The following is a 21,207-nucleotide window of genomic DNA, read 5'->3' on the forward strand; positions in this document are numbered from 1 at the left end:
CTTTGTCGTGTTCGCAACATGGCCGGGAAAGGTTGCGTATTTCTATTTTTCCCCATGTAAACAGCTGCTTGAATGGAAAAACAGGACCTGGCACGCCCCTTGCCATAGTAGGTCAAGCCTGGCACCGCCGGGATTGATTTTGTGACTTCAACCATCGAGGGGAAATGAAATGAGTGATCTGCGTCAAATCGCCTTCTACGGCAAGGGTGGCATCGGTAAGTCCACCACCTCCCAGAACACCCTGGCGGCTCTGGCTGAAATGGGTCAGAAGATTCTGATCGTCGGCTGCGACCCCAAGGCCGACTCCACCCGCCTGATCCTGCACGCCAAGGCCCAGGACACCGTGCTCTCCCTGGCTGCCGATGCCGGTTCCGTGGAAGACCTGGAACTGGAAGACGTGCTCAAGGTGGGCTACCGCGACATCCGCTGCGTCGAATCCGGTGGCCCGGAACCCGGCGTCGGCTGCGCCGGCCGCGGCGTGATTACCGCCATCAACTTCCTGGAAGAAAACGGCGCCTACGACGGTGTCGATTACGTCTCCTACGACGTGCTCGGCGACGTGGTGTGCGGCGGCTTCGCCATGCCCATCCGCGAGAACAAGGCCCAGGAAATCTACATCGTCATGTCCGGCGAAATGATGGCCATGTACGCCGCCAACAACATCTCCAAGGGCATTCTGAAGTACGCCAACGCCGGCGGCGTGCGTCTGGGCGGCCTGATCTGTAACGAGCGCAAGACCGACAAGGAATACGAGCTGGCCGACGCTCTGGCCAAGAAGCTGGGGACCTCTCTGATCCACTTCGTGCCCCGCGACAACGTGGTGCAGCACGCCGAACTGCGCCGCATGACCGTGCTGGAGTACGACCCCGAATCCAAGCAGGCCGGCGAATACCGCGCCCTGGCCCAGAAGGTCCATGCCAACAAGGGCAACGGCGTGATCCCCACCCCCATCTCCATGGACGAGCTGGAAGACCTGCTGCTCGAGTTCGGCATCATGAGCAAGGAAGACGAGTCCATCGTCGGCAAGTCCAAGTCCGCCGCTTAAAGACTACGAGCCACAGGGGGCGCAGAGGTCACGGCGAAGCCGTGATGCCCAACGAAAACTCTGTGCTCTCTGTGATCTCTGTGGCTAACGCATTAATTAGGAGAATCACATGAGTGCGGTACTCGACGACAAAACGCGCAACCAGGCGCTGATCCAGGAGGTCCTCGACGCCTACCCGGAGAAGGCCGCCAAGAAGCGCGCCAAGCACCTCAACGTGTACGAAGAGGGCAAGCCCGACTGCGGCGTGAAGTCCAACATCAAGTCCCTGCCCGGCGTCATGACCATTCGCGGTTGTGCCTATGCCGGCTCCAAGGGCGTGGTGTGGGGCCCGATCAAGGACATGGTGCACATCTCCCACGGTCCCGTGGGCTGCGGCCAGTATTCCTGGGGCACCCGTCGTAACTACGCCTCCGGCACCGTCGGTGTGGACAACTTCACCGTCCTGCAGGTCACTTCCGACTTCCAGGAAAAGGACATCGTCTTCGGCGGCGACAAGAAGCTGGAAAAGCTGATCGACGAGATCGGCACCATCTTCCCCCTGGCCCGTGGCATTTCCATCCAGTCCGAATGTCCCATCGGCCTCATCGGTGACGACATCGAGGCCGTGGCCAAGAAGAAGGGCAAGGAAGTCGGCAAGACCATCGTCCCGGTGCGTTGCGAAGGCTTCCGCGGCGTTTCCCAGTCCCTCGGCCACCACATCGCCAACGACATGGTGCGCGACTGGGTCCTGGACAAGGCCGACAACAAGGGCTTCGAATCCACCCCCTACGACGTCACCATCATCGGCGACTACAACATCGGCGGCGACGCCTGGTCTTCCCGCATCCTGCTTGAAGAGATGGGGCTGCGCGTCATCGCCCAGTGGTCCGGCGACGGCACCCTGGCGGAAATGGAAAAGACGCCCAAGGCCAAGCTCAACCTCCTCCACTGCTACCGCTCGATGAACTACATCAGCCGGCACATGGAAGAGAAGTACGGCATTCCCTGGGTGGAATACAACTTCTTCGGCCCCTCCAAGATCGCTGCCTCCCTGCGGGAAATCGCTTCCCACTTCGACGACAAGATCAAGGAAAACACCGAGAAGGTGATCGCCAAGTACCAAGCCATGGTGGACGGCATCATCGCCAAGTACAAGCCGCGCCTCGACGGCAAGAAGGTCATGTTGTACGTGGGCGGCCTGCGCCCCCGTCACGTGGTCGGCGCCTACGAGGACCTGGGCATGGAAGTGGTCGGTGCCGGTTACGAATTCGCCCACGGCGATGACTACCAGCGCACCACCCACTACGTCAAAGACGGCACCCTGATCTACGACGACGTGACCGGCTTCGAATTCGAGAAGTTCGCCGAAAAGATCCGTCCGGATCTGGTGGGCTCCGGCGTCAAGGAAAAGTACATCTTCCAGAAGATGGGCATTCCCTTCCGTCAGATGCACTCCTGGGACTACTCCGGCCCGTATCACGGCTACGACGGTTTCGCCATCTTCGCCCGCGACATGGACATGGCCATCAACAGCCCGGTCTGGAACATGACCAAGGCCCCCTGGAAGAAGTAAGCCCAGGGCGCCAGCAAGTACTGAGTCCGCCTCCCATGCCTGCTGCCGGTCGGCAGAGGGTTAGGGGAGCCGGAAACTTGAAGCGCGACCGATGCGGGGATGACCGCCCGGGGCGCAAAAAGGAGATTCAAAATGCCGCAATCCGCTGAGAAAATTCTCGACCACAACGAGCTGTTCAAGCAGCCCGAGTACCAGGAGCTGATGGCCCGCAAGAAGCAGTTTGAAGACGGTGCCGACGCTGCCAAGGTGCAGGAAGTCGAGGCTTACACCAAGTCCTGGGAATACCGGGAGATCAACTTCAAGCGCGAAGCCCTGACCGTCAATCCGGCCAAGGCCTGCCAGCCCCTGGGCGCCGTGCTGTGTGCTTCCGGCTTTGAAGGCACCCTGCCCTACGTGCATGGTTCCCAAGGCTGCGTCGCCTACTTCCGTTCCCACCTCAACCGCCACTTCAAGGAGCCTAGCTCCTGCGTTTCCGACTCCATGACGGAAGATGCGGCCGTGTTCGGTGGCCTGAACAATATGATCGACGGCCTGGCCAACGCCTACGCGCTGTACAAGCCGAAGATGATCGCCGTCTCCACCACCTGCATGGCCGAGGTGATCGGCGATGACTTGGACGCCTTCATCAAGACCGCCAAGCAGAAGGGTTCCCTCCCGGAAGACTTCCGCGTGCCCTTCGCCCACACCCCGTCCTTCGTCGGCAGCCACATCACCGGCTACGACAACATGCTCAAGGGTGTGCTGACCAACCTGTGGGCCGGCCAGGAACGCAAGGAAGGCGCCGCCATCAACGTGAACGGCGGCTTCGACGGCTACTGCGTCGGCAACAACCGGGAAGTGAAGCGCATGCTGGGTTTGATGGGCGTGGATTTCACCGTCCTTTCCGATCCTTCCGACGTCTTCGATACCCCGGCTGACGGCGAATTCCGCATGTACGACGGCGGTACCAGCATTGAGGCCGGCAGCGCCGCCATCAACGCCAAGGCCACCTTCCTGCTGCAGGGCTTCTCCACCGCCAGCACCGCCAAGTTCATCAAGGAAAAGGGCCAGGAGGTCGTGGCCTTCCACAACCCGGTGGGCGTCACCGCTACCGACGCTTTCCTGATGGAAGTCTCCCGCGTCACCGGCAAGGCCATCCCCGCCGAGCTGGAAAAGGAGCGCGGCCGTCTGGTGGACGCCATCGCCGACTCCCAGGCCTACCTGCACGGCAAGACCTTCTCCCTGTTCGGCGACCCCGACATGGTCTACGGCCTGGTCAGCTTCCTGCTGGAACTGGGTGCCGAGCCCAAGCACATCGTGGTCACCAACTCCACCAAGGACTTCGAGGCCAAGCTCGGCGCCCTGCTGGAAGCCAGCCCCTTCGGCCAGGAGGCCAAGATCTACGCCGGCAAGGACCTCTGGCACATGCGTTCCCTGCTGGCCACCGAGCCTTCCGACTATCTCATCGGCTCCTCCTACGGCAAGTTCCTGGAGCGTGACACGGGCGTGCCCCTGATCCGGATCGGTTTCCCGATCTTCGATCGGCACCACCACCACCGCTTCCCCATCTGGGGTTACCAGGGCGGCCTCAACGTGCTCGTGAAGATTCTCGACAAGATTTTCGACGGGCTCGACAAGGACCCGAAGGGCACCAGTTTCGACGTCGTGCGGTGACGATCTGCCCGCCCGTCCAGTGGGTCTCCGCTGGCGGGCGGGATTTTTTTGAGGAGTGATTCAATGCCGAACGTAACGTTTTCCTCCCCCAAGCAGAAGAAGGATGTGACCGTGTATGCCGTCGCCGGCAACCGTTCCACCATTCTCGGTCTGGCGAAGGAACACAAGATTCCCGTGGATTTCGAGTGCCAGGATGGCAACTGCGGCTCCTGTGCCGTGGAAGTGCTGCACCTGGGCAACAAGCCCGCCATGGCGGCGCACCTGACGGAAAAGGAAAAGACCGCCCTGGTGCTGGCCGGCAAGGTCAAGCAGGCCGAGCTGGATGAACTGGTGGTCAAGGACCTGGCCCCGGGCTGGCGTCTGGCCTGCCAGTACATGCTGCTGGACGAGGACATCGCGGTCAAATTCTGAGCGCCGGAGCAGGATGGGCGCCGTGCGACGGGCGCCCTGAATGCGTCGTGACAGCAAAGCTTGCACTGGTTTCGTCGCACCGGTACGGGGGTGAAACTCTCCCAGCTTCCGTACCTCCCCAGCAGAGAAACAATTCCAATAATGACGGCCGGCGACGGGGCAACCCGCCGCCGGTTCGTTTTTACGGGAAATTCCCAAGGGGCCGGCCGCCCCGGGGGCTGGCTATAATCGACAAACCTTCAGCCCTTCGCCCATCCGCCATGAACATTCGCCGCCTCCTGCCCTGTGCCCTCCTCTCCCTCATTGCCGCCGCGGGTGCGGCCCAGGCCCAGGTAAAGATCGGGGTCATCGCTTCTTCCACCGGCGTTACCGCCCAGGTGGGCATTCCCCAGAAGAACACCGTGGCCCTGCTGCCCACGGAAATCGCCGGGCAGAAGGTGGAATACATCGTTCTCGACGATGCCTCCGACCCCACCAATGCCGTCACTGCGGTGAAGAAGCTGATCAGCGAGAACCGGGTGGATGCCCTGATCGGCCCCACTACCTCCCCGGCCGCCCTGGCCATGCTGGATTTTGTTGCCGAGGCGAAGACGCCCCTGCTCACCACCGTTGGTTCTTCCGCCATCGTCCAGCCTATGGATGAAAAGAAGAAATGGGTCTTCAAGACCACCCAGAACGATGACCTGATTGCCGAGGCGGTGATTGCCCACATGCAGTCCGCCGGGGTGAAGAGCGTTGGCTTCATCGGCTTCAACGATCCCTACGGTGAGAACTGGTTCAAGGTCTTCTCCGCCCTGGCCGAGAAGGCCGGCATCAAGCTGGTGGCCAGCGAACGCTTCGTGCGCACCGACCAGTCGGTGATCGGCCAGACCCTCAAGCTGATGGCTGCCAAGCCTGACGCCGTCTTTATCGCCGCCACCGGCGGCCCGGCGGTGCTGCCCCAGGCCTCCCTGCTGGAGAAGGGCTACAAGGGCAAGCTGTACCAGACCCACGGTGTCGCCACCAACGACTTCATCAAGCTTGGCGGCAAGGCTGTCGAAGGCACCCTGATGGCCGGCGGCCCCATGCTGGTGGCGGACGACCTGCCTGCGGGCAACCCCATCAAGGCCGTTGCCCAGGGCTACATCAAGGCCTATGAGGCCAAGTACGGCGCCGGTACCATGTCCACCTTCGGCGCCAATACCTTCGATGCCGGCCTGTTGTTGCAGAAGGCCGTGCCCCAGGCCCTGAAGGCCGGGGCTCCCGGTTCTGCCGCCTTCCGCACCGCCCTGCGCGATGCCCTGGAGCATTCCCGCGAAGTGGTGGGGGTGCAGGGGGTTTTCACCATGACCCCGGCCAACCATAACGGTATGGATCAGCGGGCCCGGGTGATGATGACGGTGAAGCAGGGCCGCTGGGTGCCTCTGCCCTGATCCATCAGGTTTTTGTGCCAGCGCAAAGAATCGTTAACGCGGATCGGGCACACTGCCTCCGCCCTTGCGGAGGGGCCGGGGCGTGATGGGCCCCCGGCATTGCAGTTTTTGACCGGCTCCCATCGCCGGATATAGAGGATCAACATGGCGGCAGAGCAGATGACCGAGGCGGGCGCGGCCCCCTCGCGCCGCCATAACCTGGGTGGGCATGCCCTGCTGGCGGCTATCCTGCTGGGGGGCTGTGTGCTTGCCTGGCTGCTGGGCCAGCTGGATACGGCGCGGCGGGCCAGCGATGCCCGTTCCCAGATCACCGCCGAACTGGCTGCCGTGCGGGCCCGCCTGGAAGGGCAGATTCTCGCCACCTTCAGCGTAACCGAAGGCATCGTGCACCTACTGCGCTACGACGGCGGGATCACCCAGGAGCGCTTTGCCGGCATGGCCTCCCAGGCCATCGCTGCGGCACCCCACATCCGCAACATCGCCATCGCCCCCGAGGATACCGTCCGCTTCGTCTACCCCCTGGCCGGCAACGAGCGGGCCCTGGGCCTCAATTACCGGGAGCGGCCGGACCAATATCCGCTCATCCTGCGGGCCCGGGAGCTGAGCCAGCCGATGCTGGCCGGGCCGGTGAACCTGGTTCAGGGCGGCCGGGGCCTGATCCATCGGCGCCCCATCTTCGTCACCAACAAGGAAGGGGGTAGCCGTTACTGGGGCGTTGCCTCCATGGTGGCGGATGTAGACCGCCTGCTCACGGCTGGCGGCATGACCCGGGATGGCAGCCTGGAACTGGCCTTGCGCGGGCAGGACGGCCAAGGCGAAAAGGGGGGCATGATCTGGGGTGATCCGTCGGTGTTTCAGGAGGAGCCTGCCACCATGAGTGTGCAGATTCCCGGCGGCATCTGGCAGCTGGCCGCGGTGCCCAAGGGCGGCTGGCCCCAATCCTCCCCCGCCGGTTCCCCCCTCTTTCTTCTGGCCCTGGCCAACACGGCCCTGCTCGCCTATTTCGTGGCTCAGCTGACCCGGCGCAACCGGGAAATTCGCGAGCGTAACGCCGTACTCTCCCGGGAGATCGGCGAGCGCCAGGTGGTGCAGGAATCCCTGGCCCAGAGCGAAACCCGTTTCCGTACCTTGTTCGAACGCTCGCCGGACCCCTGCCTGATCCTCGACCAGGGGCGTTTCGCCGACGGCAACGATGCGGCCGTGGCGATTTTCGGCTTCTCCGACCGGCAGGCCCTGCTGGCCACTTCCCCCATCGATGTGTCGCCCTTTGCCCAGCCGGACGGCCAATCCTCGGTCGACAAGGCACAGGCCATGGTGGACATTGCCATGGCCCGGGGCCTGCACCGCTTCGAGTGGTTGCACCGCCGCCAGGACGGCCACCCGTTCTCTGCCGAGGTCACCCTCTCGGCCATGAGCCTGGGTGACCAGCGGGTGTTGTACGCGGTGGTGCGCGACATCTCCGAGCGCAAGCGGGCGGAGGAGGAACTGGCCCGCCAGCGTGCCCTGCTGCAGGCCATCGTGGACAACGCCCCTTCCCTGATCTACGTCTTCGACGTCGAAGGCCGCCTGCGCCTGTGCAACCGCCTCTTCGAGGGGGCGGTGAAGCATTCCCGCCACACCATGGAAGGCCGACCGCGGGAGATGTTCCTGCCCCAGGCCGTGGCCCGGCAGCACCGCCGCAACGACGAGGAAGTGCTGGCCCAGGGCTGCGCCATGCGCTTCGAGGAACGCAACGACGACGGCCCCCAGGGACGCGTCTACCTCACCACCAAGAGTCCCCTCATCGGCGCTGACGGCAGCCTCCAGGGGGTGCTGGGGATATCCACCGACATTACCGAGATCAAGGCCGCCACCGAACAGCTGCGCCTGGCCGGCGTGGTCATGGAAAACACGGCGGACGGGGTGATGATCACCGACGCCCAGGGCCTCATCCTCTCGGTGAACAAGGCCTTCACCGACATCACCGGCTATAGCGCCGCCGAGGCTCTGGGCCAGACCCCCAGCCTGCTGCGTTCGGATCGCCAGGATGCCGACTTCTACCGCACGATGTGGGAAACCCTGGCCCAGGCCGGCATCTGGCGCGGCGAGATCTGGAACCGGCGCAAGAGCGGCGCCCTCTATCCGGAGTGGCTGACCATCAATACGGTGCTCGGCCCGGGCGGCGAGGCCGTGAATTACGTGGCGGTGTTTTCGGACATTTCAGCCATCAAGCACTCCCAGGCCGAACTGGAGCGCCTGGCCCATTTCGACCCCCTCACCAGCCTGCCCAACCGCACCCTCTTCCACGACCGCCTGCAGCACGCCCTGGAACGGGCCCAGCGCTATGGCCAGGAGCTGGCGGTGCTGCTGTTGGACCTGGATGGCTTCAAGACGGTGAACGACAGCCTGGGCCATCCGGTGGGCGATCTGCTGTTGCAGCAGGCGGCCCAGCGCTTCAAGGAATGCGTGCGAGTGGAAGACACGGTATCCCGCCTGGGGGGCGATGAATTCGCCGTCATCCTCAACAATTTGGAGCACGGCACGGATGCCATCCTGGTGGTGAAGAAGATGCTCCAGGCCCTGCAGCAGCCCTTCGAGCTGAACGGCACGGCCGCCCTGGTCACCGCCAGCATCGGTATCGCCATTGCCCCCCTGGATGGCGACACCCCCGAGGCCCTGGTACGCAATGCGGATACGGCCATGTACGGGGCCAAGGAAGGCGGCCGCAACAACTACCGCTTCTACCAGGCCGACATGACCCGCCGGGCCCAGGAGCGGCTGGTGCAGGAGCGTTCCCTGCGCCGGGCTCTGGAAAACGGCGAATTCGAGGTCTGGTACCAGCCCAAGCTGGATCTGGCCGGTCGCCATGTCACCGGTGCCGAGGCCCTGTTGCGCTGGCGTGACCCCCAGCGGGGCCTGGTCTCGCCGGTGGAGTTCATTCCCCTGGCCGAGCGCACCGGCCTCATCGTGCCCATCGGCGAACTGGTGCTGGAGCTGGCCTGCCGCCAGATTCACGAATGGTGGGCGCGGGGGCTGCAGCCCGGGCGCATCGCCGTCAATGTGGCGGCCTTGCAGATCGAGCGCAGCAACTATGCCGAATCCCTGGCCCGGGTGCTGGCCCGCCACGGCCTGCCGGCGGAGGTGCTGGAGGTGGAGGTGACCGAGAGCCTGATCATGGAGAACCCCGAACACGCCCAGGAGGTGCTCTGCGCCATTCAGGAACTGGGGGTGACCACGGCGGTGGACGACTTCGGCACCGGCTATTCCTCCCTGGCCTACCTCAAGGTGTTGCCCATCGACCATCTGAAGATCGACCGGGCTTTCGTTTGCGACCTGCCCCACAACGCCAACGACGTGGCCATCGCCCGGGCCATCATCGCCCTGGGTCATTCCCTGGGCTTCCAGATCACCGCCGAGGGCATCGAAACCCAGGAACAGCTGGAATTCCTCCATGCCGCGGGGTGCGACCAGGGCCAGGGCTACCTCTTTGCCCGGCCCATGCCGGCGGCGGAATTCGAGGCCTGGCTGCAGCAGCACGGGGAGGCGGACTGAGCGAGTCGCCGCCGGCTCCCCCGAAAGGCCTGCAATCCACTAAGATGGCGCCCATTGCACTATGGCTGTACCGCCCATGTTTTTCCGCCTCACCCGACGATTGCTCCTGCCGCTCCTGAGCGGCGCCCTGCTGGCTGCCTGCGTCACCACGCCGCCCGCACCGGCCTACAAGCACGAATCCTTCGACAGCAATTCCCCCTTCGAATACTGGAGCACCCGGGAGCCGGGCAACGCCTGCGAACTGGGGCGTCGCGCCCTGCTTAGCCAGGGCTATCAGGTGGATGAGCCCAAGCCCCAGAACATCCGCGGCGAAAAGCTCTTCCAGCCGGCCCAGGATTACGGCATGCGCCTGTCCATCAATCTGGTCTGCCTGCCCAGCAATGTCGGCACGGTGATCTACGCCAATGCCCTGCAGACCCGCTTTGCTCTCAAGGCTGGCGGCAGCAGCGCCGGCCTCAGCGTCGCCGGCATCGGCTCCATTTCCCTGCCCTGGGCGGCGGACAAGGATTCCCTGGTCAAGGTGGGGGAAGAAACCATTTCCGACCCGGACTTCTACAAGCGCCTTTTCACCCTCATCGAAAGCCTGGATGGCGGCAGCTGAAAGCAGTCCCGCCAAGTAAAAGGCCAGCCCTAGGGCTGGCCTTTGTTCTTTTGGGCAACGGCTCAGGCCGGCGCCAGCTGCCGTACCACCGGTTGTTCCCGGATGGGTAGATTCACCAGGGCTGCTGCTGCCGCCAGGGCGATGTCGGCGTACCACATCCAGTTGTAGTCGCCGAAGCTGACCAGGGTCAGGCCGCCCAGATAGGCGCCGAGAAAGCCGCCGATCTGGTGGGAAAGCAGGGTTAGGCCGAACAGGGTCGCCAGGTAGCGCACGCCGAAGAGCTTGCCGACGATGGCGGCGGTGGGTGGCACCGTGGCCAGCCAGGTGAAGCCCAGGCCCGCGGCGAAAAGGTAATAGGACCACTCCGTGCGGGGCATCATCAGGTAGGCGATGATCAGCACCGCCCGGGAGGCGTACATGGCGGCCAGGATGTGCTTGCTGCGATAGCGGGCAACACAGGAACCCGCGTAGAGGCTGCCGAAGATGTTGGCCAGGCCGATGATGGCCAGGGACCAGCTGGCCACCGAGGGCGGCAGGCCGCACAGATCCACCTCCCCGGGCAGATGGGTGACGAGGAAGGCGATGTGGAAGCCGCAGGTGAAAAAGCCGGCGTGCAGCAGCAGGTAGCTGGGGTCCCGCATGGCCCGGGCGATGGCCTGGCCCAGGCCGCCCTCGTTGCCGGTGGTGGCTGCATGGGGCGGCGGGCCGCCGGCCAGCTTGCCCACCAGGGGCAGGGCCGCCAGGGTGGCGATGGCCATGGCCCACAGGGCGCCCATCCAGCCGACGCTCTGGATCAGGCGCTGCAGGATGGGGGCAAAGATGAACTGACCGAAGGAGCCGCCGGCATTGATCACCCCAGAGGCAGCCCCCCGGGCCTCCACCGGCAGACGCTGGGCAGCGGCGCCGATGAGCACGGAAAAGCTGCCAGCTCCGGCGCCCATGGCCGAGAGCAGGCCCAGGGAAACGATCAGGCCAAAGCCGGAGCCCATGAAGGGGGTGATGGCGCTGCCGAAGGCCAGCACCAACAGGCCCCCAATGAGCACCGCTCGGGAGCCATAGCGGTCCGCCACCGCCCCTGCCACCGGCTGGATGGCGCCCCAGGTGAACTGCCCCACGGCCAGGGCCAGGCTGATGGTGGTGATACCCAGGCCGGTATGGGTGTTGAGGGGGCTGACGAAGAGCCCGAGGGACTGCCGGGCCCCCATGGTGACCATGAGAATGCCGGCGGCGGCCAGGGTGGTGACCAGAATGTCCGGCCGGCTGAGGGTGCGAAACATGGCGAAGGCTTTCTGGCTCCGCTACAGCGGGGCTTGGGTGGCGATGTTGGCAATATAGTCAGCGGAAGGAGGATGAAAAAGTCCATAATCACCGCATCTACGTCAACGGATCATTGACATATGGCCTGGCTCCCCAGCTGGCACAGCTTCCTCAAAGTGGTGGAAAGCGGCAGCATGGCCGCTGCCGCCCGCCGTCTCGATTGCACTCGGGCCCAGATCAGCAAGCAGATCGGCGACCTGGAAAAGAGCCTCGGCCAGCGCCTCTTCGAGCGTTCCACCCGCAAGCTCAGCCTTACACCCGCCGGCGAGGTCTTCCACCAGCACGCCCAGCGTGCCCTGGAGGCCGTGGAAAGCGCCGAGTTCGCCGTGCGCCACCTGGGCGATACCCCCCGGGGCACACTGCGCATCAGCGCCACCCTCACCTTTGGCCGTCTCTACATCGCCCCCCTGTTGCCTCGCTTGGTGGAAAAATACCCGGGCCTGGAATGTGAGCTGGTCCTCACCGACCAGCTGGTGGATCTGGTGGCCGATCGCATCGACCTGGCCTTCCGCCTCACCCAGGCGCCGCCGGAAGATGTCGTGGCCCGTCCCCTGATCGCGCTGGAGCGCTGCATCTGCGCGTCTCCCGCCTACCTGGCCGCCCACGGCACGCCCCAGAGCCTCCAGGATTTGCCCCTGCACCACTGCTTCAGCTACCTGCTCACGGACGATGGCCAATGGCGCCTGGCCGACCGGGAAGGCAACGAAACCATGGTGCCAGTGCGCAGCCCGATCCAGCACAACAACCTGGATTGCCTGCAGGAGGCCATCCTCGCCGGCCAGGGCATCGGTATCCTGCCCGATTTCCTCTGCGCCCCGGCCATTGCCGATGGCCGCCTCATCCGGGTGCTGCCCGATTACGAACCCCTGGTCCGCTTCGGCCGCCATCTCTACGCCTGCTACACCCCCAGCCGGGTGCGCTTACCCAAGGTGAAGGTCTTCCTGGCGGAACTGGAAACCACCCTAAAACCGGTGCCGCCCTGGCACCAGCCTTGAAACTGGAGGCTGGAAGCAGAAAAGCAAAAGGCCAGTCGCGGAGGACTGGCCTTTTTCAATTCGGTGGAGCGGGCGATGGGAATCGAACCCACGGCTCTAGCTTGGGAAGCTAGGGTATTACCATTATACGACGCCCGCTCGGGTGATCCGGCTGCCCGGGAGGGCTGGCCGAGGGCGCATTCTACGCCCGGGGTGGCTGCCGGGGCAACCGGCGGCCGGAAGGTGTGGAGAGCTCAGGGGGCCAGGCGGCGGTAGCGGCCGCCCTGGAAGATCAGGGGGCTGCGCTCGGTGTCCTGGGCGAAGCGTTCCACCTGGCCGATGAAGATGACGTGGTCGCCGCCCGGGTGGCGGGTCAGGTTGTGGCACTCGAAGCTGGCGCACAGGCCGTCGAGGACGGGGGCGCCGGCCAGGCCGGGCTGCCAGGCGACGCCGTCGAACTTGTCTTCGAGGCGGGAGGCGAAGCGGTTGGAGAGGGCCTCCTGGTCGGCGGCCAGGACGTTGATGGTGAAGTGGCTGGCCTGCTCGAAGATGGCCAGGCTGGGGGAGTTCGACGACAGGCTCCACAGCACCAGGGGCGGCTCCAGGGAGACGGAATTGAAGGAGCTGACGGTAAGGCCCACCGGTCGGCCGTCGGCGGCCATGGCGGTCACCACCGTGACGCCCGTGGCGAAGCCGCCCAGGGCATTGCGGAAGGCCCGGCAGTCGAAGGGCGGCAGGGGGACGTTGCCGGCGTCATCGCAAGCGTCGCAGGGCAGATCGAGGGCGGTGTTGGGGCTGGTGGTCATGGAGTGGTCGGGATCGGGCTGCGTGCTAACATGCGCGGACTTTGGGAAGCCCGGAGGGCCGGCTATGGCGCGGCTGCCGACGCAAAACCCTTATTTTTCAAGGAAGTGAAGCCATGAGAATCGGAACGCCCCTCTCCCCGTCGGCCACCAAGGTGATGTTGCTCGGGGCGGGAGAATTGGGCAAGGAGGTGATTATCGCCTTGCAGCGCCTGGGTGTCGAGGTTATCGCCGTGGACCGCTATGCGGCGGCGCCGGGCATGCAGGTGGCCCACCGTTCCCATGTCATCTCCATGACCGACGGGGCTGCCCTGCGCCGCCTCATCGAGGAGGAGAAGCCTCATTTCGTGGTGCCGGAGATCGAGGCCATCGCCACCGATACCCTGATTGAGATCGAAGCCGAAGGGCTGGCCCAGGTGGTGCCGACGGCCCGGGCAGCGCGGCTGACCATGAACCGGGAAGGCATTCGCCGCCTGGCTGCCGAAGAACTGGGCCTGCCCACGTCCCCCTACCGTTTCGCTGAATCCGAGGCGGAATTGCAGGCCGCCATCGACGGCACGGCGGAAGCCAAGGGCATCGGCTATCCCTGCGTCGTCAAACCGGTGATGTCGTCCTCCGGCAAGGGCCAGACCCTGGTGAAGAGTGCGGCGGACGTGGCCCGGGCCTGGCAGCACGCCCAGTCCGGCGGTCGGGTGCAGCAATCCCGGGTGATCGTCGAAGGCTTCATCAAGTTCGATTACGAAATTACCCTGCTCACCGTGCGCGCCGTCGGCTCTTCCGGCCAGGTGGAGACCTTCTTCTGCGAACCCATCGGCCACATCCAGGTGGATGGCGACTACGTGGAATCCTGGCAGCCCCAGCCGATGACCGAAGCGGCCCGGGAGCGGGCCCAGGAAATCGCCGCCAAGGTCACCGGCAACCTGGGCGGGCGCGGCATCTTCGGCGTAGAACTGTTCGTCAAGGGCGACCAGGTGTGGTTCTCCGAAGTCAGCCCGCGGCCCCACGATACCGGCCTGGTGACCCTGGCCAGCCAGCGCCTTTCCGAATTCACGCTGCACGCCCGGGCCATCCTGGGTCTGCCGGTGGATGTGAGCCTGCGTTCCCCCAGTGCTTCCGCCGTCATCTATGGTGGTCTGGAAGAGCAGGGCGTGGCCTATGAAGGCGTGGCCGAGGCCTTGCAGGTACCCAATGCGGACCTGCGCCTCTTCGGCAAGCCGGAAAGCTTCAAGAAGCGTCGCATGGGCGTGGCCCTGGCTAGCGGCGGCAGCATCGAACAGGCGCGCCAGCGCGCCGCCCTGGCCGCCAGCCGGGTCACGCCGGTTTCCGCCGTCAAGAAGTAAGGCTCCGGACGGGGCTGGACAAGGCCAAAGGCCGGGTGCGCTCCTCGCGGGGCGGCCCGGCCTTTTTCATTGGCGTGCTGCGCTGGCACTGCGGTATGGCGCCATGGGCAGCGACCGCCGTTGTGGTGCCATCTACTGGCTGGGCAACGTGCCGGGATGGGAAGGCAGGGGGAGGACTGCAAGGGGAGGCTTGCCAGTCTGCGCTGATGCCATGGAGACGATCCCCTATCGCTCTTCCCCGGAGCCTTCCGGGGGGGCTCCTTTCGGGCGAGGGGAAAGCCTCTTGTGCTGCGTTGCAGGGAGAGCTGTCCTGGAAGCAGCGATGCCCGATGCTCGGTATCCGGGCCCTGGTCTATGAGTCCGCCAGGGCCAGATAGAGCCGCCGATAGCTTTCACGCATGGCGGCCAGGCCTTCGGCCGTGGTGGGGGCAGCGCTATAGCGAGCTTGCTCGAAGAGCCAGGTCAGGCGGTGCAGGTCGCCCCGCAACTCCGGGTGTCGGGTGCCCAGTTGCCTTTGGTACTCCCGGGCTGTCTGTGCCGGGTGGCGGCCCAGCTCGTGGAGCAGGAAGAGTCGCTCGAAGGCGGCGTAGAGCAGGCGGGCCGCTCGGCGGTCGCCGCCGTGCCGATGCCAGTGGGTCTGCATCAGGTAATCCAGGCGGGTGTGTAGCCAGAGCAGGGGGCGACTCTCCCGGGCGAGGAACAGCCAGGCCAGCAGCAGCCCCAGCAGGAGCAGGCCGAGCAGGGCCAGGGCGACGTCCTTCTTGTGGGCCTCCAGCCATTTCTTCAGGGCCTCCCACCAGTCCGCCAGCGCATTGCGAACGGGGGCCAGCCATTGTTCCAGGGTCTCGGCCGCGTCGGCCATGGCATTCATGATCTCACCCTGCCAGGCCGGCATCCCCGGCCGCTTCGCTGCCTGGCGCATTTCCTCCGGGGTGGGCCAGTCGGAACGCAGGGGGCCGGATTCGCTGCCTCCCAGACCGTTGCCGATGCCGCTACCGGTGCCTCCGCCGCTGTTACCGTTGCCAGCCCCGTCGCTGCCATTGCCGCCGTTTTGGCCGATGGCCTCGCCCTGCCCCAGGCTGGCGCCGGCGGGCAGGCCGTGGCGCCAACTGAAGCTGAGCCAAGTTTCCTGGGGCGTCACCGTGTAGATCAGGCTGGCCAGCAACAGGATGACGGCAGAGGCAGCAGCCACGGCCAGCCCCTGGCCCCGCGCGGCATGGCCACCCAGGCTGTGCTGCGCCACCTGACGGGAGCGGCGGGCCACCTGCTCTGCCACCAGGGTGGTGACCACCGCCACCACATAGGGCAGCAGGTAGAACAGCAGGGTCCAGTCCGCCCGCGAATGAGCCGCGGCAAAGAGCACCAGGGCCAGGGAGGTGAGGATGGCGAACTGGAAGTGCCGGCGGCTGGTGGTGATGCAGTTCTGCGCCGCCTGCATGCCACAAAGCAGGTAGGCGCCGGCCCGGGGCATGCCCCAGACGGGCAGGAAGAAGAGCAGGAAGGCGATGACGGTGAGTACCAGCAGGCTGCGCTGCCAGGATTTCCCCCGGCTGTCGGGTACCCCCCGCTGGCGCCAGCCCACCCCCAGGGTGACGGCGAAGATGACGCCCCAGATGAGGGTCTCCCGGCCGAAGCTGCCGTAACGGATGTCGAGAAAGGCATTGCAGGCCACCGCCAGCAGCAGGCAGGCGTAGAGGCCCAGGTAGGCCGGTCCGTAGGTCAGGGGTTCGAGCGTCGGCTGTTTCATGGATTGAAGCGGGCGGAGAGGTCTTCGCCCCGGCGCACCGGCATCACCTGGGCACCGAGCTCCAGCAGGCCGGCGGCCAGAGCGTCGTGGCCCCAGGCCGTCTGGTCGGTGAAGGAGGCCGGGTCGAAGCGTATCGCCAGCAGGTGGGCGCCATCCTGGCGCAGCAGGGAGAGGGCGCCCAGGCTGGCCGGGGGCGGGCCGGGCAGGGCCGGCTCACTGTGAAAGCTGACAATCGTCTCACCGGGCGTCAGTTGCCGGGCTGCCCGCTCCAGGGCGGCGGCATAGGGGGTGTCACCGTCGGCGGCCACCACCGCCAGGCTGTCGAGCAGCGCCTGGAAATGGGTGTCGCCGCAGCCAGCGGGGAGGTCCAGGGGATTGCGGCCGAGGCCGATGAGTCGGACCGGCAGGCCGTTGTCCAGCCCGTAGCGGGCGATGGAGGCAGCGATGCGCACCGCCACCTCGAAACTGGCTTGCCGCCCCTGGCCGAGGTTGCTGGCAGCGTGGCAATCCAGCACCAGACACAGGCTGGCGGAGGCCAGGGGTTCGTATTCCCGCACCATTAGCTCATTGCTGCGGGCGCTGCTGGGCCAGTGGATATGGCGAGGGCTGTCGCCCCGGCGGTACTCCCGCAGGCCGCAGAACTCGCTGCTGCCGGCCCCTTCCGGTAATTGCAGGGCGCCCTGGTGAATGAGGGTGGGTGTGCCCCGCAGGGGCAGGGCGACGATGGGGAAGAGGCTCGGATAAATGGTCAGGGTGTCCTGGCCGCCGCTGCGGCCCTGGCGAGCTTCCGCCAGCCCCAGGGGGAAACTGGAGGCCAGGCCCACCGGGCCGAGCCGGTAGAAGCCGCGCTTTTCCGCCGGCACGGCGACGCTGAAAGTGCGTTCCCCGCCGCCGGGCACCCAGGCCACCTGGCCCAGCACCACCTCTGCCGGCACCTGGCCGCTGGCGGCGCCGACGAAGGGCAGGCGATCGACTAACTCCACCATGAAGCGTGGCAGCCAGCCCCGGTTGTGCACCGTCACCTGCAACTCCACCATGGCCCCTTCTGCTGCCCGCAGGGGGCCGCTGCGCGTCACCGCCAGGCGCCGCACCAGCCAGTGGGGCCAGGCGATGCCGGTGAGCAGGGTGGCGAGGAAAAGGGCGGCTACGGCCCACACCAGGGGCTGGGTTCGGTTGAGGGCGCTGCTGTAAGCCGCCAGGGTGAGCACGGCCAGCACCAGGGCGCGCTGGTGCCGGCGCAGCCAGCCCAGGGCGGGGCGGCCGTCGAAGTCCAGGGGGGTGGATGGCGGCGGCGTCCCGGGGAGGGCGCCTGCGCCGGTCCGGGGTGCGCTCATAGGGGGGCCGGCACCTGGTCCAAAATTTCCGCCAGCACCTGGGCGGCGGTACGCCCCTGGGCTGCCGCCTGGGGCCGCAGGATGAAGCGGTGCACCAGTACCGGGTGGGCCACGGCCTTCACCAGTTCCGGCGTGACGAAATTCTGCTCCCGCAGCAGGGCCAGGCCCTGGGCGGCGCGGCAGAGGGCGAGGGTGCCCCGGGGGCTGGCGCCAAGGCGCAGTTCTGGGTGCTGGCGGCTGGCGGCGACGATGCGGGCCACGTAGTCGGCCACGGAATCTTCCACGTGCACGGCCCGCACCGCCTCCCGGGCGGCCTGTAGTTCGGCCTCGCTCAATACCGGCTGCAGGCGTTCGATGGGGTGGCCCTGGGCCTGGGCCCGGAGGATGCGGGCTTCCTCTTCCGGGCTGGGATAACCGGTGGACAGGCGCATGAAGAAGCGGTCCAGCTGGGCTTCCGGCAGCACGTAGGTGCCTGCCATTTCGATGGGGTTCTGGGTGGCCAGGACCATGAACACCGGCGGCAGGTCGTAGGTGCGGCCATCGACGCTGACGTGGAATTCCTCCATGCATTCCAGCAGGGCCGACTGGGCCCGGGGCGTGGCCCGGTTGATTTCATCGGCGAGGAGGATGTTGGTGAATACCGGGCCGGGGCGGAACTCGAATTCCACCGTCTTCTGGTTGAACACCGGCACCCCAGTGACGTCGGAGGGCAGCAGGTCCGGCGTGCATTGCAGGCGCTTGCAGTCGAGGGCCACGGATTTGGCCAGGGCCCGGGCCAGCATGGTCTTGCCGGTGCCCGGCACATCTTCCAGCAGAAGGTGGCCGCGGCAGAGCAGGGTGACCACCGCCAGTTCGATCACCGGCCGCTTGCCGATGATGACGTTCTCCACGTTGTCGATGAGCTTTCCGATGGTCTGCATGGCGGCCTGAAAATGTCGTTGGAATGAAGGCGCGAGTGTAGCCCGGGCTTCCCCGGCGGAGCAATTGGCCGGGAGCGTTAGAATGGCGCCTCCCCTGCTCTTGCCCCAGCCCTGCCGCCGTGCCTGATACCTCTCCTGATACTGCCGTAGCCCAGTTTGCTCCCCGCCTCGTCGCCTGGCAGAAAAGCCATGGCCGCCACGACCTGCCCTGGCAGCAGACCCGGGACGCCTTCCGTATCTGGCTGTCGGAAATCATGCTGCAGCAGACCCAGGTGGCCACGGTGATTCCCTACTACGCCCGTTTCCTGGATGAATTCCCTACCCTCTCCGATCTGGCCGCGGCGCCCCTGGAGCGGGTGCTGGAGCTGTGGGCCGGCCTGGGCTACTACGCCCGGGCGCGCAACCTGCACGCCTGCGCCGTGGCGGTGCAGCGGCAGTACGGCGGCGAGTTTCCCCGCCAGGCCGCCCGCATCGCCGAACTGCCGGGCATCGGTCGTTCCACCGCGGCGGCCATTGCCGCCTTTGCCTACGGCGAACGGGGCGCCATTCTCGATGGCAACGTGAAGCGGGTGCTGACCCGCTGTTTCGGCGTAGCGGGTTTTCCCGGTAGCCCCAAGGTGGAGAAGGCGCTCTGGCAGCTGGCTGAATCCCTGCTGCCCCACGGGCCAGGGGAGATCGAGAGCTACACCCAGGGCATCATGGATCTAGGGGCCAGCCTGTGCAGCCGCAGTAAGCCGGCCTGCGCCATCTGCCCCATGCACGATCTCTGCGTGGCCCGCCGGGAGGGCCGCCAGGCCGAGCTGCCGGAAGGCAAGCCAGTGAAGAAGGCGGTGCCGGAACGCCACGTCACCGCCCTGATCCTCCATGATGGCGCCCGGATTCTGGTGGAGCGCCGCCCGCCCACGGGCATCTGGGGTGGGCTGCTGGCCCTGCCCGAAGTGCCGGAGGGGGATTCCCCCGCTGCTTTGGTCAGCCGCCTCGGGCTAGCACTGGAAAGCGTCGAAGCCCTGCCCGAAGTGCGCCACGCCTTCACCCATTTCCGCCTTTTCCTGACCCCCCTGCTGTGCCGCGTTTCCTCCCGGCCGGAGGTCGGCGAAGGGGGGCTGGAATGGCTGCCCGCAGAGGATTTTGCCCGGGCCGCCCTGCCGGCGCCCCTGCGTAAATTGCTGCTGAAAATGCCGTCACCGCCCTGGGGTAAAACCGGGGTGTCTTGACAAATGTCAATAGAATCAATATAGTGCGCTCCGTTGCTGCAACGCGGCAATGTCTTGTAGCCGGCCACGACCCTCATTTCTGCCTCTAGGCGAGGCACTTCCCCCTTCCTTCAACTGGTCCCCGGCTTTGGGTGCGCGCTGGCGCTCCCTGATTTCTTGAACCCCACTGTCACCGTATCTTGCGTCCCGGTTTTTTCGGCGGCGCGGTGGCTACAGGAAAGGAGAGAGAGACCATGTCTTCCACCTTCTCGCTGAAATACATGTCTCGTCGCGGTCATCATGCGCCGAGCCTGTTGCAAGTCTGTCTCGTCGCTGCCGGCCTCGCGCTGCTGGCGGCCATGAGCCCCCTCTTCGCCGGCAACGGCGAGTTTGTTGTCGGCAACGAAGCCGTAACCGCCGTTGCCGATATCGCCAGCAGCGAAGCCGCTGCCCTGGCGCAGGAGCCTGACCTGGCCAGCGTGGGCCTGGCAGCGCCCCTGGCTCCCCACCTTGCTGCCCCGGCTCCAGCCGTGGAACCCCTGACGCCGCCCATGCGCGCCGCCCTGGGTTACGTGGCCCAGCGTTACCGGGTCTCTGCCGAAGCGCTGCGGCCCATCTTCCATGCGGTGCAGAGCACCAGCCAGGAATTGCGCCTGGATCCGCTGCTGATTGTTGCCGTGATTGGCGTTGAATCCCGCTTCAATCCCTTCTCCCAGAGCGTCATGGGAGCCCAGGGCCTGATGCAGGTGATTCCCCGTTTCCACAAGGACAAGCTGCCGCCCAATGCCGGCAAGGCGCCCTTGCTGGACCCGGTGACCAATGTGCGGGTCGGTTCCCTGGCCCTGGATGAGGCCATCCGCCGCAAGGGCGGCCTCATGGAAGGGCTGCAGCAGTTCGCCGGGGCCACCCGGGACGAAGAGCAGACCTACGCCACCCGGGTGCTGCTGGAAAAGCAGCGCCTCGAGCAGGCCGCCGCCCGTCACATCGGCCGGGGCTGAGCCGGAATCGAGCTTTTCCCGGGGATTCCCGGGGCATCCTTGCAGGGCACTCCGCCCTGCCTGCTCCCCTTGTCTCTCCTACCGCCGGGATAGCCGCCACTAGTCACGGGAGGCGGCTATCCCGCCCTGGCGCCTCCCGGGCTACTTGCCCCCTGATTTTTCCCCTGCCGTTCCCTACGGTCTGGCCTGGTTCTGCCCTGGCAGCCGCCCGATCTCAGCGTCGTCCGTACGGCGATTGCCCCTGGCATTCCTCGGGAAGCCACTATTTATGCGGCTGGGAAGGGGAAAACGCCAAGTTTTCCATACCGGATGGTATGGGATAAATGTTACAAAACGGCATGGTCCAGCCGGCCGGGATAAGCCCGGTTTGGCCGCA

16 protein-coding genes and 1 tRNA gene are annotated in these 21,207 nt (G+C 65.9%); 11 read left to right on the top strand and 6 right to left on the bottom strand.

All coding sequences use genetic code 11. The features are described from left to right. The first annotated feature begins 169 nt into the window (after nt 1-169). From nifH to AZSI13_RS13245, 7 genes are all read left to right on the top strand, one after another. Nucleotides 170-1,045: a nitrogenase iron protein gene (gene nifH / locus AZSI13_RS13215; protein ID WP_109041643.1), complete on the top strand. Its 876-nt coding sequence runs from the start codon at nt 170-172 to the stop codon at nt 1,043-1,045. 109 nt (nt 1,046-1,154) lie between these two features. After that, complete coding sequence (gene nifD, locus AZSI13_RS13220) at nt 1,155-2,597, top strand: nitrogenase molybdenum-iron protein alpha chain (protein WP_109041644.1); 1,443 nt, start codon at nt 1,155-1,157, stop codon at nt 2,595-2,597. Nucleotides 2,598-2,729: 132 nt separating this feature from the next. Beyond that, complete coding sequence (gene nifK / locus AZSI13_RS13225) at nt 2,730-4,250, top strand: nitrogenase molybdenum-iron protein subunit beta (RefSeq protein WP_109041645.1); 1,521 nt, start codon at nt 2,730-2,732, stop codon at nt 4,248-4,250. Nucleotides 4,251-4,313: 63 nt separating this feature from the next. Then, nucleotides 4,314-4,661, top strand: coding sequence for a 2Fe-2S iron-sulfur cluster-binding protein (locus AZSI13_RS13230; protein WP_109041646.1), 348 nt, complete (start codon nt 4,314-4,316; stop codon nt 4,659-4,661). 260 nt (nt 4,662-4,921) lie between these two features. Further along, nucleotides 4,922-6,073 (top strand): ABC transporter substrate-binding protein, encoded by a 1,152-nt coding sequence (locus AZSI13_RS13235; RefSeq protein WP_109041647.1) that lies wholly within the window; start codon nt 4,922-4,924, stop codon nt 6,071-6,073. Between the two features lie 144 nt (nt 6,074-6,217). After that, on the top strand, nt 6,218-9,604 hold the full coding sequence (locus AZSI13_RS13240; protein ID WP_109041648.1) for an EAL domain-containing protein: 3,387 nt from the start codon (nt 6,218-6,220) through the stop codon (nt 9,602-9,604). A gap of 76 nt (nt 9,605-9,680) precedes the next feature. After that, complete coding sequence (locus AZSI13_RS13245; RefSeq protein WP_109041649.1) at nt 9,681-10,205, top strand: DUF2242 domain-containing protein; 525 nt, start codon at nt 9,681-9,683, stop codon at nt 10,203-10,205. Nucleotides 10,206-10,267: 62 nt separating this feature from the next. On the opposite strand, the gene AZSI13_RS13250 is transcribed toward AZSI13_RS13245, so the two are convergent. Next, a complete protein-coding gene (locus AZSI13_RS13250; protein ID WP_109041650.1) occupies nt 10,268-11,482 on the bottom strand; it encodes an MFS transporter in 1,215 nt (404 codons plus the stop codon). A gap of 120 nt (nt 11,483-11,602) precedes the next feature. Here AZSI13_RS13250 and AZSI13_RS13255 point away from each other — a divergent pair, with 120 nt between their 5' ends. Next, complete coding sequence (locus AZSI13_RS13255) at nt 11,603-12,517, top strand: LysR family transcriptional regulator (RefSeq protein WP_109041651.1); 915 nt, start codon at nt 11,603-11,605, stop codon at nt 12,515-12,517. Between the two features lie 64 nt (nt 12,518-12,581). On the opposite strand, the gene AZSI13_RS13260 is transcribed toward AZSI13_RS13255, so the two are convergent. Next, nucleotides 12,582-12,655 (bottom strand) — tRNA-Gly (locus AZSI13_RS13260). Nucleotides 12,656-12,750: 95 nt separating this feature from the next. Next, nucleotides 12,751-13,302 carry a flavin reductase family protein gene (locus tag AZSI13_RS13265; RefSeq protein ID WP_109041652.1) on the bottom strand — a complete coding sequence of 184 codons (552 nt, stop codon included), beginning with the start codon at nt 13,300-13,302 and terminating at the stop codon, nt 12,751-12,753. Between the two features lie 113 nt (nt 13,303-13,415). Between AZSI13_RS13265 and purT the strand changes: the two genes are divergently transcribed. Next, the gene (gene purT, locus AZSI13_RS13270) at nt 13,416-14,639 is read left to right on the top strand and encodes a formate-dependent phosphoribosylglycinamide formyltransferase (RefSeq protein WP_109041653.1); all 1,224 of its coding nucleotides are present in this window, start codon (nt 13,416-13,418) and stop codon (nt 14,637-14,639) included. 352 nt (nt 14,640-14,991) lie between these two features. On the opposite strand, the gene AZSI13_RS13275 is transcribed toward purT, so the two are convergent. Genes AZSI13_RS13275 through AZSI13_RS13285 form a run of 3 tightly spaced genes read right to left on the bottom strand, consistent with a single transcriptional unit; the run spans nt 14,992 to nt 18,640 of the window. Continuing rightward, nucleotides 14,992-16,386, bottom strand: a complete 1,395-nt coding sequence (locus AZSI13_RS13275; protein WP_109041654.1) for a DUF4129 domain-containing protein — start codon at nt 16,384-16,386, stop codon at nt 14,992-14,994. After that, entirely contained in the window at nt 16,383-17,720 is a 1,338-nt protein-coding gene (locus AZSI13_RS13280; RefSeq protein ID WP_109041655.1) for a DUF58 domain-containing protein, read from the bottom strand. Before AZSI13_RS13280 ends, AZSI13_RS13275 begins: the two co-directional genes overlap by 4 nt. Then, nucleotides 17,717-18,640 carry a MoxR family ATPase gene (locus AZSI13_RS13285; RefSeq protein WP_109041656.1) on the bottom strand — a complete coding sequence of 308 codons (924 nt, stop codon included), beginning with the start codon at nt 18,638-18,640 and terminating at the stop codon, nt 17,717-17,719. The genes AZSI13_RS13280 and AZSI13_RS13285 overlap by 4 nt, the downstream gene beginning before the upstream one ends. A gap of 119 nt (nt 18,641-18,759) precedes the next feature. Here AZSI13_RS13285 and mutY point away from each other — a divergent pair, with 119 nt between their 5' ends. Continuing rightward, on the top strand, nt 18,760-19,854 hold the full coding sequence (gene mutY, locus AZSI13_RS13290; RefSeq protein ID WP_109041657.1) for an A/G-specific adenine glycosylase: 1,095 nt from the start codon (nt 18,760-18,762) through the stop codon (nt 19,852-19,854). A 233-nt stretch (nt 19,855-20,087) separates the two neighbouring features. Then, on the top strand, nt 20,088-20,831 hold the full coding sequence (locus AZSI13_RS13295) for a transglycosylase SLT domain-containing protein (protein ID WP_109041658.1): 744 nt from the start codon (nt 20,088-20,090) through the stop codon (nt 20,829-20,831). Nucleotides 20,832-21,207 lie beyond the last annotated feature (376 nt).

It is taken from the genome of Azospira sp. I13 (assembly GCF_003112695.1).
Taxonomy (GTDB): domain Bacteria; phylum Pseudomonadota; class Gammaproteobacteria; order Burkholderiales; family Rhodocyclaceae; genus Azospira.

Coding starts and splice junctions, on each gene's coding strand:
- AZSI13_RS13275 (WP_109041654.1), bottom strand. CDS start 16,386: ATGAAACAGCCGACGCTCGAACCCCTGACCTACGGACCGGCCTACCTG.
- nifD (WP_109041644.1), top strand. CDS start 1,155: ATGAGTGCGGTACTCGACGACAAAACGCGCAACCAGGCGCTGATCCAG.
- AZSI13_RS13285 (WP_109041656.1), bottom strand. CDS start 18,640: ATGCAGACCATCGGAAAGCTCATCGACAACGTGGAGAACGTCATCATC.
- AZSI13_RS13245 (WP_109041649.1), top strand. CDS start 9,681: ATGTTTTTCCGCCTCACCCGACGATTGCTCCTGCCGCTCCTGAGCGGC.
- nifH (WP_109041643.1), top strand. CDS start 170: ATGAGTGATCTGCGTCAAATCGCCTTCTACGGCAAGGGTGGCATCGGT.
- AZSI13_RS13280 (WP_109041655.1), bottom strand. CDS start 17,720: ATGAGCGCACCCCGGACCGGCGCAGGCGCCCTCCCCGGGACGCCGCCG.
- AZSI13_RS13265 (WP_109041652.1), bottom strand. CDS start 13,302: ATGACCACCAGCCCCAACACCGCCCTCGATCTGCCCTGCGACGCTTGC.
- AZSI13_RS13295 (WP_109041658.1), top strand. CDS start 20,088: ATGTCTTCCACCTTCTCGCTGAAATACATGTCTCGTCGCGGTCATCAT.
- AZSI13_RS13255 (WP_109041651.1), top strand. CDS start 11,603: ATGGCCTGGCTCCCCAGCTGGCACAGCTTCCTCAAAGTGGTGGAAAGC.
- nifK (WP_109041645.1), top strand. CDS start 2,730: ATGCCGCAATCCGCTGAGAAAATTCTCGACCACAACGAGCTGTTCAAG.
- AZSI13_RS13230 (WP_109041646.1), top strand. CDS start 4,314: ATGCCGAACGTAACGTTTTCCTCCCCCAAGCAGAAGAAGGATGTGACC.
- AZSI13_RS13240 (WP_109041648.1), top strand. CDS start 6,218: ATGGCGGCAGAGCAGATGACCGAGGCGGGCGCGGCCCCCTCGCGCCGC.
- AZSI13_RS13250 (WP_109041650.1), bottom strand. CDS start 11,482: ATGTTTCGCACCCTCAGCCGGCCGGACATTCTGGTCACCACCCTGGCC.
- AZSI13_RS13235 (WP_109041647.1), top strand. CDS start 4,922: ATGAACATTCGCCGCCTCCTGCCCTGTGCCCTCCTCTCCCTCATTGCC.
- purT (WP_109041653.1), top strand. CDS start 13,416: ATGAGAATCGGAACGCCCCTCTCCCCGTCGGCCACCAAGGTGATGTTG.